This window comes from Streptomyces sp. NPDC001617, assembly GCF_053596855.1.
Map to the genome: position 1 here is coordinate 41,461 of NZ_JBSFHA010000050.1, position 11,827 is coordinate 53,287.

The 11,827-nt window shown below is 71.5% G+C and carries 11 protein-coding genes; 6 read left to right on the forward strand and 5 right to left on the reverse strand.

Annotated elements, in window-relative coordinates; all coding sequences use genetic code 11:
* The first annotated feature begins 54 nt into the window (after positions 1 to 54).
* Complete coding sequence (locus ACWC09_RS31725; RefSeq protein WP_450854351.1) at positions 55 to 1,794, forward strand: sigma-54-dependent Fis family transcriptional regulator; 1,740 nt, start codon at positions 55 to 57, stop codon at positions 1,792 to 1,794.
* A gap of 12 nt (positions 1,795 to 1,806) precedes the next feature.
* On the opposite strand, the gene ACWC09_RS31730 is transcribed toward ACWC09_RS31725, so the two are convergent.
* Positions 1,807 to 3,285: a glutamate--cysteine ligase gene (locus ACWC09_RS31730; protein ID WP_450854352.1), complete on the reverse strand. Its 1,479-nt coding sequence runs from the start codon at positions 3,283 to 3,285 to the stop codon at positions 1,807 to 1,809.
* Positions 3,286 to 3,434: 149 nt separating this feature from the next.
* On the reverse strand, positions 3,435 to 3,866 hold the full coding sequence (locus ACWC09_RS31735; protein WP_450854353.1) for a helix-turn-helix domain-containing protein: 432 nt from the start codon (positions 3,864 to 3,866) through the stop codon (positions 3,435 to 3,437).
* 74 nt (positions 3,867 to 3,940) lie between these two features.
* Here ACWC09_RS31735 and ACWC09_RS31740 point away from each other — a divergent pair, with 74 nt between their 5' ends.
* On the forward strand, positions 3,941 to 4,792 hold the full coding sequence (locus ACWC09_RS31740) for a class I SAM-dependent methyltransferase (protein ID WP_450854354.1): 852 nt from the start codon (positions 3,941 to 3,943) through the stop codon (positions 4,790 to 4,792).
* On the opposite strand, the gene ACWC09_RS31745 is transcribed toward ACWC09_RS31740, so the two are convergent.
* Positions 4,793 to 6,403, reverse strand: coding sequence for a hypothetical protein (locus ACWC09_RS31745; protein WP_450854355.1), 1,611 nt, complete (start codon positions 6,401 to 6,403; stop codon positions 4,793 to 4,795).
* Positions 6,404 to 6,737: 334 nt separating this feature from the next.
* Between ACWC09_RS31745 and ACWC09_RS31750 the strand changes: the two genes are divergently transcribed.
* The 4 genes from ACWC09_RS31750 to ACWC09_RS31765 all read left to right on the forward strand — a co-directional run bounded on the left by ACWC09_RS31750 (position 6,738) and on the right by ACWC09_RS31765 (position 10,021).
* Positions 6,738 to 7,520 carry an IclR family transcriptional regulator gene (locus tag ACWC09_RS31750; RefSeq protein ID WP_450854356.1) on the forward strand — a complete coding sequence of 261 codons (783 nt, stop codon included), beginning with the start codon at positions 6,738 to 6,740 and terminating at the stop codon, positions 7,518 to 7,520.
* 130 nt (positions 7,521 to 7,650) lie between these two features.
* The gene (locus ACWC09_RS31755; protein ID WP_450854357.1) at positions 7,651 to 8,538 is read left to right on the forward strand and encodes a 3-keto-5-aminohexanoate cleavage protein; all 888 of its coding nucleotides are present in this window, start codon (positions 7,651 to 7,653) and stop codon (positions 8,536 to 8,538) included.
* A 38-nt stretch (positions 8,539 to 8,576) separates the two neighbouring features.
* The gene (locus tag ACWC09_RS31760; protein ID WP_450854358.1) at positions 8,577 to 9,539 is read left to right on the forward strand and encodes a 3-hydroxyacyl-CoA dehydrogenase NAD-binding domain-containing protein; all 963 of its coding nucleotides are present in this window, start codon (positions 8,577 to 8,579) and stop codon (positions 9,537 to 9,539) included.
* The gene (locus tag ACWC09_RS31765) at positions 9,536 to 10,021 is read left to right on the forward strand and encodes a thioesterase family protein (RefSeq protein WP_450854359.1); all 486 of its coding nucleotides are present in this window, start codon (positions 9,536 to 9,538) and stop codon (positions 10,019 to 10,021) included. The genes ACWC09_RS31760 and ACWC09_RS31765 overlap by 4 nt, the downstream gene beginning before the upstream one ends.
* On the opposite strand, the gene ACWC09_RS31770 is transcribed toward ACWC09_RS31765, so the two are convergent.
* Both ACWC09_RS31770 and ACWC09_RS31775 read right to left on the reverse strand, forming a co-directional pair.
* Complete coding sequence (locus ACWC09_RS31770; RefSeq protein ID WP_450854360.1) at positions 10,002 to 10,964, reverse strand: ABC transporter substrate-binding protein; 963 nt, start codon at positions 10,962 to 10,964, stop codon at positions 10,002 to 10,004. The genes ACWC09_RS31765 and ACWC09_RS31770 overlap by 20 nt on opposite strands.
* Before the next feature lie 13 nt (positions 10,965 to 10,977).
* A complete protein-coding gene (locus ACWC09_RS31775) occupies positions 10,978 to 11,817 on the reverse strand; it encodes a formylglycine-generating enzyme family protein (protein WP_450854361.1) in 840 nt (279 codons plus the stop codon).
* Positions 11,818 to 11,827: the final 10 nt, after the last annotated feature.

Below are 11,827 nucleotides of genomic sequence, written 5' to 3' on the forward strand. Positions count from 1 at the left end.
GAACGGCTGAGGGTCGTTGCGTGTTCAACCGCTCCCGGTAGGGTGAGCGGTGCCGTGACCACCGCAGAGCACCCTTCCGTCCGCCCTGCCCTCGCCTCGCTGCGCAGGGCCAGGGAGCTTTTCCTGCAGGGGCGCCAACTGCCGGACGGTGTACCGGAGGACGTCGTCGCCGCCTGGAAGCGTGCCCGTTTCTTCGGCGTACGGCACGACGTGCGCGACCCCGCCCCGGACGTGCTCCACCGTCCTCTACGGGCGCCGCAGTCCCCTCTGTTCAACGCGGCCCGGCCCGTCCTGGAGCGGATCGCCCCCACCCTCGGCACCGGGCGGACCTCTCTCGTCCTCACCGACGAGCGGCTGCGGGTGCTGTGGGCGAGCGGGGAGGGGCCGGGCGACCCCTGCCGCGACCTCTCCGAACAGGCGGTCGGCCACAACAGCGCGGCCCTCGCCCTGCACACCCATCGGCGCGCCGAGGTGCACGGCCCGGAGCACTTCCTCGACCTGTGGCAGGACGTCTCCGCGGTCAGCGTGCCGGTGCGGTCGCCGGAGACCGGGCAACCGCTGGGCACGCTGACGGTGGCGACCGGGCTGTGCGCCGGATGCGGACCACATCCGGGGGCGCCGCTCGCGGAGGCCGCGGCGAGCGCCGTCGAGGCGGAGCTTCTCGCGCGGTCGCGGGCGCCGGAAAGGGTGCTGCTGGACGCGTATCTGCGGGCCGCGGGCGAGGGGACGCGCGCGGTCGTCGCCCTCGACGGCCGCAACCGGCTCGTCAGCGAGGCCGCCGGGCAGTTGCTGTCGTCGGAGGGGTTGGAGGCGTTGGAGCGGGGTGCGGCCGCCCTGTTGCGGGACTCGGGGCCCGGGGTCGGTTCGGTGCCTTCGGCCTCGTGCCGCATACGGCTTCCGGACGGCGCGGGATGCACGGCGATCCTCACTCCCGTGGAGCATCTGGGCTCGGTGGTCGGTGCGGTGGCCGCCCTGGAGCCGGTGGGGCACACGGCCGTGACAGCTACCGCAGGAACCGTGCCGGGGCTGGCCGGCCGGTCGGTGCCCTGGCGACATGCGGTCGGCCGTGCGGTGGAGTTGGCCCGCTCTCCCGAACCCCTGCTGCTCGTGGGCGAGCGGGGCACCGGGAAGACCTCGCTGGCGCTGGAGCTGGTCGCACACCCGTTGGTCATCGACGCGGCGGAGAGTGAACTGGGCGGTCAGGTCGATGAGTTGGCGAGAGGCCGCCCGCTCCTCATCCGGCATGTCGAGCGTCTCGCCCCGTCGGACACGGCCACTCTCAACTCGCTGCTCTCAGCGCGTCCGGGCGTGCCGCTGCTGGTGACCCACACTCCCGGCACACCCCCGGGCCCCTGCCTCCAACGGCTCCTGGACACCCTGGCGGCCCGCTCGGTCACGCTCCCCGCACTGCGCGAACGCCCCGACGACATCAGGGAGTTGCTCGCCGCCCTCACCCCCAGGCCCGCGCCGGGTCGGCCTCCGCTCACCTGGACACTGGACGCGTCGCGCGCGCTGGAACAGCATCCATGGCCCGGCAACGTCACCGAACTCGCCCATCTGGTACGGGCGTTGGCCGAGCACCGCCGCTCGACCGGACCGGTCCGGCGCGCCGAACTGCCGGACCCCGTGCGCGAGGGTCCCGCACCCCGCCCGCTCAGCCCGATGGAGCACGCCGAACGCGCCACCATCCTGGAGGCCCTGCGCCTGCACGGCGGCAACAAGGCGCGGGCGGCGGCGGCCCTGGGCATCGGCCGCGCCACGCTGTACCGGAAGCTGCGGGGTTATCGGGGCTGATCAGGAGCTCCGTCAGTCGACGGGCCAGGTGTGCGCGGGTGCGTTCAGATGCATGTAGTCCATATAGGTCGTGGTCATCTGCCGCAGCGCCTCCCGCCGGTCGTCGGCGCCCGCCTTCTCCAGGTGATGGACCGTCTCCGCCTGCCACAGGGCGCCGTTGCGGGCGGTGACACAGCGCTGTTCGATGACGCCGAGGAGGGGTTCGCGCCAGGCCGCGTCCATGCCGGACAGTTCGAGGCCGCGGTGGGCCAGGGGGAGCAGGCGGCGCAACACCATTTCCGTGACCGGGACTTCGCCGACGCCGGGCCAGTAGAGGCGGGCGTCGATGCCGTCGCGGGCGGCGGTGTGCAGGTTCTCCTCGGCGACCGAGAAGGACATCCGCGTCCACACCGGGCGGTCCTCGTCGACCAGGGCGCGGGTGAGGCCGTAGTAGAAGGCGCCGTTGGCGAGGATGTCGGCGACGGTGGGTCCCGCGGGCAGGACGCGGTTCTCGATGCGCAGATGCGGGCCGCTGTCGGTGACGGCGTAGACAGGTCGGTTCCAGCGGTAGATCGTGCCGTTGTGCAGGGTCAGTTCGCCCAGTTCCGGGACTCCGCCGGCGACGAGGGTCTGCTGCGGGTCCTCGTCGTCGCAGATCGGCAGAAGAGCCGGGAAGTAGCGCACGTTCTCCTCGAACAGGTCGAAGACGCTGGTGATCCAGCGCTCTCCGAACCACACCCGGGGCCGTACGCCCTGGGCCTTGATCTCCTGGGGGCGGGTGTCGGTGGCCTGTTCGAAGAGGGGGATGCGGGTCTCACGCCACAGCTCCCGGCCGAAGAGGAAGGGCGCGTTCGCGGCGAGGGCGATCTGTACGCCCGCGATGGCCTGGGCGGCGTTCCAGTAGTCGGCGAACTCCCGCGGGGCGACCTGGAGATGGAACTGGGTGCTGGTGCAGGCGGCCTCGGGGGTGATGGCGTCGGCGTACATGGAGAGCTTCTCCACGCCGTCGATTCTGATGCGCAGGTCCTCGCCGCGGGCCGCGAAGATCTGCTCGTTGAGGAGTTTGTAGCGCGGATCGCCGGACAGGGCGGCCTCGCCGACGTCCGTCTCGCCCAGGGTGGGCAGAATGCCGATCATGATGAGGTGGGCGCCGACGGCCGCCGCGCGTTCCTCGGCGTGGTTGAGGGCGTCGCGGATCTCCCGCTCCCAGGCACCCGGACCACCGGCGATCAGCCGGCGGGGCGGGATGTTGATCTCCAGGTTGAAGCGGCCCAGCTCGCTCGACCAGGCGGGGTCGGCGATCGCCTGGAGCACCTCGGTGTTCCGCATCGCCGGCAGGCCGGCTTCGTCGACCAGGTTGAGCTCGATCTCCAGCCCGACCTGCGGGCGCTCGCTCTCGAAACCCGACTCGCTCAGCATCTGGGCCAGCACGTCGAGGCAGGTGTGCATCTTGTCCCGGTACCTGCGGCGGTCCTCCCGCGTGAACACCAGGGCCGGCACATCACGTCCCATCGGGCCCTCCCGAGTCCCCTCGGCGGATACCTCTCGTCCCAGCGTCGCACCTCGGACCGCTCCCGGACAGTCAGGGTCGGGTGTGCGGACGATACGGCCACTCTCCCGTCACGGAGCGTACTCGTGGGCACGTCCGGGGCCGAGGCGGCTCACAGCGTGCCGAGTGCCCGCTTCCGGCGCAGCGGAACGTCTCCGGACGCGGCTGCCTTCAGCAGGCGGCGGAAGGTGGGGCACTCCATGTGGCTGGGTGCGGGGCAGGCGGCGGCGTGGCGCAGCGAGTCGCGCAGGACGCCCAGTTCGGCGATCCGCCGGTCCAGCTCGTCCGCCTTGGTCGCCAGCGCCTCGCGGTCGATACGGGGCTGCCCGTCCGGCGCGAACATCAGCGCGATCTCGTCGAGCGAGAACCCTGCGGCGCGCGCCAACGCGATCAGCGCCAGTCGCTCCAGCACGCCGGGGTCGTACTGCCGGCGCAGACCCCGCCGACCGACCGGCGTGATCAGCCCCTTCTCCTCGTAGAACCGCAGCGTCGAGGCGGGCAGCCCGGTGCGCTCCACCACCTCGGCGATGTCCAGGAGTGTCATTGGCTTGACCTCAAGTCGGCTTGAAGTAGGACGGTGTCATCCTGACCCGATGAAGGCAAGTACAGGAGACGATCATGGGTGTGCAGCACAGCACGGGTGACGAACAGGCGGCCCGCTGGAGCGGAGCCGCCGGGCAGGCCTGGGTCGAGGCGCAGGGGGTGCTCGACGGGTTGCTCAGGCCGTTCGAGGTGCCGCTCGTCGATGCCGTCGCCGCGTCCGTGGGCCCCGAGGGCCGGGTGCTGGACGTCGGCTGTGGGACCGGCGGCACGACGCTGGCCGTCGCACGGCGGCTCGGACCGCGGGCCCGCTGTGTGGGCGTCGACATCTCCGAGCCGATGATCGTCGCCGCCCGGGAGCGCGCCGAGCGGGAAGACACGCCCGCGACGTTCGTCCGTGCCGACGCGCAGGACCACGCCTTCGAACCGGGCGCCTTCGACGCCGTCATCTCCCGGTTCGGCGTCATGTTCTTCTACGACTCGGTCCGGGCGTTCGCCAATCTGCGGCGGGCGGCCCGGGACGGGGCCCGGCTCCGGTTCGTCGCCTGGCGCGGCCCCGCCGACAATCCGTTCATGACGACGGCCGAGCGCGCCGCGGCCCCGTTCCTGCCGGACCTCCCCGTCCGCCGACCGGACGAGCCGGGCCAGTTCGCGTTCGCGGATGCGGACCGGGTCCGGCGCATCCTGGCGGAGAGCGGCTGGACCGGGATCGACGTCCGGCCGCTCGACGTGGAATGCGCCTTCCCCGAACGGCAGTTGGTCGGCTACTTCAGCCGGATGGGTTCGGTCGGCCAGGCCCTGCGCGAGGTGGACGAGGCGACCCGGACGAAGGTGATCGAGACGGTCCGTGCAGCGTTCGAGCCGTTCGTGCACGGCCCGGAGGTCCGGTTCACCGCGGGTTGCTGGGTCGTCGACGGCCGGGCGTCGTAGTCACCGCGCCAGGTACGACGACCCGATCCGGTACTCGCCCGGGCGATCGACCGTCAGCCGCGTGAACTCGCCCTGCCCGTGCAGGGATCCGCCGTCCACACGCAGCCACGGCGAGTACGCGACCCGGACGGTGACCGACCCCGGCCGTGGCATCCGTACGACGAGTTCGGCGCTGGCGGTACGGATCACCGTGGCGGGCGCCGACACCAGCGGTACGGCGTCCCGCACCCGGTACACCTTCCAGTGCGCGTCGCTCCACACGGGCTCCAGCCAGGCGGGCCTGCCGCGCACGAGGGCCGCCTCGGCCGCCCCGTACCGGTCCGGCTCGGCATCGGGCAGGACGACGTAGCCCACGGCCCAACGGTCGATCCAGGCACGGTAGTTCGCGGCCGAGAAGGTGCCGTCGTAGAAGACGCGGCCTCGCTCCAGGTCCAGCTGGGTGTTCCAGCCGCGGGCCAGGTTGACGTGCGGGGACAGGAGGGCGGCCTCGCGGTGGTCCCGGGTCGGCACGACCTCCACGCGGGCGCGGTCCGCGCCGAGCCGGTTCAGCGCCTGGACCACGGCGTGGGTGTCGGCGGCCCAGGCGGGGACCTGGGACGAACCGCGCAGGAAGGAGGTGGGGGTGCCCGAGCCCAGCCAGAACAGGGAACCGGCGAGAGCGAGGGCGAGCACGGCACGACGCCGGCGTGGCGCCTCCAGCAGGGCGGCGAGCAGCACCGCGGGCGCGAACAGGAGGGCGAGCCGCTCGACGTTGGCGCCGACGGGTGAGGCGATCAGATACGACAGCAGGACACCGACCGTGTACACGGCGCCGCCGCACCGCACGACCCGCCAGCCGCGCGGCGCCCAGAGCGCCACCGCCGCTCCGAGCACGGCGGGGCACCAGATCCGGCCCGTGGCCATGGGTTCCTGACCGTGGAAGGGGAACAGCAGCGTGGTCGTGCCCACGACCACGAAGGGCGGCAGCGTGAGCGCGAGGCCCCGGCGCCGGTCACGGACCAGAGCGTAGGCCGCGCCTGCCGCGACCAGGAACAGTCCGGCGACCGGGCTGGCCGCGGTGGCGAGCAGCGCGTACCCGGCCGCGAGCACCGGCCGCCGCTCCCCCACCAGCAGCACGAGGGCGGCGAGCGCGAAGGCGACGCCCAGCGCGAACGTCACCCGCCCCGCCGCGACATTGACCCACAGCCCGAAGGCCGCCATCAGTGCGGGCGCGAGCGGCCACCGCGTCCCGGACCGCACGAACAGGACCGCGGCCAGCCAGCCGGCGGCCGGCCCGGAGGCCAACGCGACGGTCCGCACACCGAACGCGCCCATCAGATAAGGGGAGATGACGCCGTAGTTGGCGGTGTGGACACCGCCGTACCAGAACAGCCCATAGGCCGAACCGCCCTGCTCGGCGGCGAACCGCGCCCAGGTCTCCTGGGCCGCGAGGTCACCGCCGCCGTTGGCGCGGAAGACCGCCCACACCACGTAGAGCGGCAGCATGGTGAGGGTGGCGAGCAGCGGGACACGGTGACGACGGACCAGCCGCCGCACCCGGCGAAGCGGCCCCTTACGGAGGGGGGAGGTGTGGCGCGCCGGGGCGCGAAGTAGTTCGGCGGTGGCCGGCATGGGAGGGCGTCTCCGTTCAGCGGGTGAGCGGTGTCACCGGCGCTGGACGGACAGGTGCCCCGGGGCGCGACGGCATCGTCGCCAGGGGTCTCTCCTGCTCAGGGGATGCAGTACCGGCTGCCCGATCATTCTTCGGCGTGCGTTCGCCGCCGCCATCAGCCGTTCGGCCGAGAGGTCGCCGCCGGGCCGCCCGAGCGGTCGGCCGGACGGACGAGGTGGTCGATCCCACCATCCGGTCCGTATAGACCGAAGGGAGGCGTTCACATGGTGCGATGGCCGATCGAATAATGAGATGGTAGGCCGCGTATCGTCCAAAGCCAAGGAAGGGACGCGTATGTCCAAGGCCGAGTCCACCGCCGACACCACCTCGGGCAAGGTCCAGTCGCTGGAGCGGGCGATCACCCTGTTGCAGGCCACGGCCGACAGCGCGCCGGACGGCGACACGGCCGCCAGCCTGGCCGCCCGGTGCGACCTCAACCGCGCCACGGCCTGGCGGCTGCTGTCCACGCTGGAGCAGTTCGGCCTGGTGGAGCGCAGCCCCGTCACCAACCGCTACACGATCGGCTTCGAGGTGACCCGGATGGCCTCGGCCGCCGGCTTCGACGGTCTGATCCGCCGTGCGCACGGCACGCTGAGCCGGGTCAGCGAGCAGACCGGCGAGACCGCGAACCTGGCGGTGGTGCAGCAGTTCGGGCTGACGTACATCGACGAGGTCACCCCGCCGGTGGTGCTGAGCGCCAAGTGGCTGGGTCGGCAGGTGCCGCTGCACGCCACGTCGACGGGCAAGGCGCTGCTCGCCTGGCTGCCCGAGGAGGAGGCGGAGGCCCTGCTCACCGGCCCGTTGGACGCTTTCACGGACACCACGGTCACGGACCGGGCGCGGTTGCGGGCCGAGTTGGAGGAGACACGGGAGCGTGGATACAGCGTCTGCGTGGGCGAGATGGAGCGGAATCTGTACGGAGTCTCCGCACCGGTGCTCGGCAGCCGCGGCCGGCCGTTCGCGGTGGTCAGCATCTGGGGGCCGCAGGACCGGGTGCCCGAGGCGAGGTTCACGACGCTGGGTCCGCTGGTGCGGGCGGCGGCCGACGAGATCGCGCACGCGGCGCAGGCCCTCTGACGTCACACGAGCGTTCATAATGTGCGGTGACTGCACGCATCATGAAACGAAGGGTCTTGCTGCTTCGGCTTGTGCGCGGTTACGGTCGTGGGGTCCCAGTCGCCCGCCTCCGAGAGGAACCAGCGCGGCCATGAATCAGGACGTCATCATCACGTGCGCCCTCACCGGCGCCGGCGACACCGTGCGCAAGAGCCCGCACGTCCCCGTCACCCCTGAGCAGATCGCCGCGTCGGCGGTGCAGGCGGCCGAGGCCGGTGCCGCCGCGGTCCACATCCACGTGCGCGATCCCGACACCGGAGCGCCCTCCCGCGATCCGCGGCTGTACCGCGAGGTCGTCGAGCGCATCAAGGAGACCGGCACCGACGTCGTCATCAACCTCACCGCGGGTATGGGCGGCGACCTGGTCGTCGACCCGGAGGAACCGCTCAAGCAACTGCCGGGCACCGATCTGGTCGGCGGTCTGGAGCGGCTGCCGCACGTCGAGGACCTGCTGCCCGACATCTGCACCCTGGACTGCGGTTCGCTGAACTTCGGAGACGGCTCCAACCTCTACGTCTCCACACCCGACATGCTGCGCACCGGCGCCAGGCGCATCCAGGAGCTGGGCGTGCGGCCGGAGTTGGAGATCTTCGACACCGGGCAGCTGTGGTTCGCCAAGAAGCTGCTCGCCGAAGGGCTGCTGGACGAGCCGACCGTGTTCCAGCTGTGCATGGGCATCCCGTGGGGCGCGCCGGCCGACCCCGGGGTGCTGCAGTCGATGGTGAACCTGCTGCCGGAGGGGGCCCAGTGGGCCAGCTTCGCGCTGGGCCGGATGCAGATGCCGTGGGTGGCGCAGTCGATGCTGCTCGGCGGACATGTGCGGGTCGGCCTGGAGGACAACCTGTATCTGGGCAAGGGCGTCAAGGCGACCAACGCACAGTTGGTGGAGCGCGCCGTGACGATCGTGGAGGCATTGGGGGCGCGGGTCGCCACCCCCGACGAAGCCCGCCTCAAGCTCGGCCTGAAGCCGCGCGGTTGACCTGTGGTTCCCCTCTCCCTCACTTCAAGGAGCCGTGGATGACGGAGACTTGCGCACCCGAGGACGTCCGCCGCGTCGCCTGCGTCGGCGCGGGAGTGATCGGCGGTGGCTGGGTCGCCCACTTCCTGGCCCGTGGCTACGAGGTCACGGCCTGGGATCCGGCCCCCGACGCCGAGCCCCGGCTGCGGCGCCTCGTCGAGGCCGCCTGGCCCGCGCTCGAACAGCTCGGGCTCGCACCTGGCGCCTCGCCGGACCGGCTCACCGTGACCGCGACACTCGACGAGGCCGTCGCCGACGCGCAGTTCGTGCAGGAGAGCGCCCCGGAGAAGCTCGACCTCAAGCGCGAACTGCTGGCACAGCTGGACGCCACGACGCCCGCGGGGGTCGTCATCGCCTCCTCCACCTCCGGCTACCCCATGACCGACCTGCAGACCGAGGCGGCCACGCCGGGCCGGCTGGTCGTCGGCCACCCGTTCAACCCGCCGTATCTCATCCCGCTGGTGGAGGTGGTCGGCGGGGAGCGGACGGATCCGGAGGCGGTGCGGTGGGCGGCTCGCTTCTACGAGGTGGCGGGCAAGTCGGTCATCACCATGCACCGCGAGGTCCCCGGCTTCATCGCCAACCGCCTCCAGGAAGCGCTGTGGCGGGAGGCCCTGCACATGGTGGCGGGCGGTGAGGCGACGGTCCGCGACATCGACCTGTCCATCACCGAGGGCCCCGGCCTGCGTTGGGCGATCATGGGCCCGATGCTCACCTTCGCCCTCGCGGGCGGGGAAGGCGGAATGGCCCGTATGCTCGACCACTTCGGGCCGTCCCTGAAGTCCCCGTGGACCCGCCTTGAGGCCCCCGAGCTGGACAAGGCGCTCTACGACGCGGTCGTCGCCGGCTGTGACGACGCCGCCGACGGCCGTACCCTCGCAGACCTGGTCGCCGAACGCGACCGGGGCGTCATCGCCGTCCTGCGCGCCACCGGCCGACTGCCCGGGGAGGGCACCGAGTGAACCCGCCACGCCTTCCGTTGTTCCGCGAGACCGTGCGCCCGGAGTGGATCGACTACAACGGCCATATGAGCGAGGCGTTCTACGTCCTCGTCTTCGGCTTCGCGACGGACACGCTGATGGTGCTCACGGGGATGGACCCCGCGTATCGCAAGAGCACCGGCTGCTCGATGTACACGGTCGAGTCTCATGTCCGCTATCTGCGGGACGTACCGTTGGGCGCTCAACTCGCCGTTCGGACGAGGGTGTTGAGTGCGACCGGGAAGAAGGCGTGGTTCACGCACGAGATGTACGCGGGCACGGAGGCGGCAGCCGATGCCGACCCGGTGGCCACCATCGAACTGCTCGCGCTCCATGTCGACCAGGCGGCCGGCCGGGCGACCCCGTTCCCCGACTCGGTCCTGGCAACGCTCGGCTCCCTGACGGAAGAGCCCCCTTCGTGGGCGGGGCGCTCGGTCGGAGCGCCTACCCGAGCCAGGCCCTGACCTTGTCCGGATGGGCGTCGACCCACTTCTTCGCCGCGGCATCCGGCGTCATCTTGTCCACCGCGATGTACTTCGCCACGGTGTTCTGGTCGGTGTTGGTCCAGGTGAAGTTCTTCACCAGGTCGTAGGCGGGGCTGCCGGACTTCGCGAACCTCGTACTGACGATCTTGTCGAGGTCGAACACGGGGTAGTCGCAGGCGACCTTCGCCGGGTCGGCGTCACAGCCCGTGGTGTGCTTGGGCAGGTGGATGTGGACCAGCGGTACCTCCGAGAAGAACCACTGCGGCTCGTAGAAGTAGCCGATCACCCATTTCCTGTTCTTCTCGGCGTCCCGGAAGGCCTGGATGAGCGCCGTCTCACTGCCCGCGTACACCACCTTGAAGTTCAGCTTCAGGTTCTTCACCAGGGCCGCGTCGTTGGTCTGGTACGACGGGTCGCCGTCGAGGAGCTGGCCCTTGCTGCCGGACTCGGAGGTCTTGAAGTGCGACGCGTACTTGTTGAGGTTCTTCCAGTCGGTGATGTCCGGGTACTTCTTCGCGATCCACGGCGGGACGTACCAGCCGATGATGCCCTTGTTGCCCGTCTCGCCCAGGTCGACCGCGCTCTTCTGCTGGGTGATGTACTTCTTCTTCAGCTCCTCGTGGCCCCAGTTCTCGAGGATGGCGTCGACCTCGCCGGTCTCGAAGCCCTGCCAGCCGATCTCCGCCTTCAGGTTCTTCTTGACGACCTTGCAGCCGAGCTTCTGCTCCGCCACATAGCCGACGACGGCCGCGTCCGCCTCGTAGCCCACCCAGGGGTTGTCCGCGAGGTTGAAGGTGCCGCACTTGCCCGATCCGCTGTCCGCAGCAGCCGAGTTGTCGCCGACCTTCGCGCCGCCGCAGGCGGTGAGGGTGAGGCCGAGAACGGCCAGGCCGGCCGCGCCGGCTCTCCAGTGTCCTGCCATGGTGTCCTGCTCCTTACGCGTCCGCGCGGCGCGCCGACGGCTGAGTGATCGGGTCGAGGTCGAGGGCGCACCGGAACCCCACGTTGCCGGTGGCCGAGTCGGGGAACAGGCCCTGCCTCGCGGCGACGCGGTAGCGGCGGCAGTAGGAGGCGTGGCACAGGTAGGAGCCGCCCTTGGCGACACGCTGCCGTCCGCCGCGGGAGGGGGAGAAGGTGTCGGCGCACCACTCCCAGACGTTGCCGGTGGCGTTGTACAGGCCGAAGCCGTTGGGCTCGTACGCGTCGACCGGGCAGGTGCCGTACCAGCCGTCGGCCGTCGAGTGACGGTTCGGGAAGTCGCCCTGCCAGACGTTCATCCGGGGGCGGCCGCCCGGTTCGCGCTCGTCGCCCCAGGGGAACACCTTGGCGTGCAGTCCGCCTCGGGCGGCGCGCTCCCATTCCGTCTCCGTGGGCAGGCGTTTGCCGGCCCAGGCGCAGTAGGCGTGGGCGTCGTCCCAGTCGACGTGGACGACCGGGTGGTCCGGCCGGTCCCGCCAGGTGGAGTGCGGTCCGTCGGGGCGACGCCAGTCGGCGCCCTCCACCTGGCGCCACCAGGGTGCGCCCACCACGCCCCGGGTGGGCGGGAAGTCGTCCGGGAGCAGACCGGCGAAGACGAACGACCAGCCGATCCGCTCGGCGGAGGTGCGGTACCCGGTCTCGTCGGCGAAACGGGCGAACTGCTCGTTGGACACCGTGCAGGCGTCGATCCAGAAGGCGTCGACGGACGCCGTCCGCACCGGGCCTTCGCCGTCGGCGGGGTAGGCGAGGGCGTCCTCGCTGCCCATGAGGAACTCGCCGGCGGGGACGGCCACCATGCCCTCGGTG

Coding starts and splice junctions, on each gene's coding strand:
- ACWC09_RS31755 (WP_450854357.1), top strand. CDS start 7,651: ATGAATCAGGACGTCATCATCACGTGCGCCCTCACCGGCGCCGGCGAC.
- ACWC09_RS31770 (WP_450854360.1), bottom strand. CDS start 10,964: ATGGCAGGACACTGGAGAGCCGGCGCGGCCGGCCTGGCCGTTCTCGGC.
- ACWC09_RS31760 (WP_450854358.1), top strand. CDS start 8,577: ATGACGGAGACTTGCGCACCCGAGGACGTCCGCCGCGTCGCCTGCGTC.
- ACWC09_RS31775 (WP_450854361.1), bottom strand. CDS start 11,817: ATGGTGGCCGTCCCCGCCGGCGAGTTCCTCATGGGCAGCGAGGACGCC.
- ACWC09_RS31750 (WP_450854356.1), top strand. CDS start 6,738: ATGTCCAAGGCCGAGTCCACCGCCGACACCACCTCGGGCAAGGTCCAG.
- ACWC09_RS31745 (WP_450854355.1), bottom strand. CDS start 6,403: ATGCCGGCCACCGCCGAACTACTTCGCGCCCCGGCGCGCCACACCTCC.
- ACWC09_RS31735 (WP_450854353.1), bottom strand. CDS start 3,866: ATGACACTCCTGGACATCGCCGAGGTGGTGGAGCGCACCGGGCTGCCC.
- ACWC09_RS31730 (WP_450854352.1), bottom strand. CDS start 3,285: ATGGGACGTGATGTGCCGGCCCTGGTGTTCACGCGGGAGGACCGCCGC.
- ACWC09_RS31740 (WP_450854354.1), top strand. CDS start 3,941: ATGGGTGTGCAGCACAGCACGGGTGACGAACAGGCGGCCCGCTGGAGC.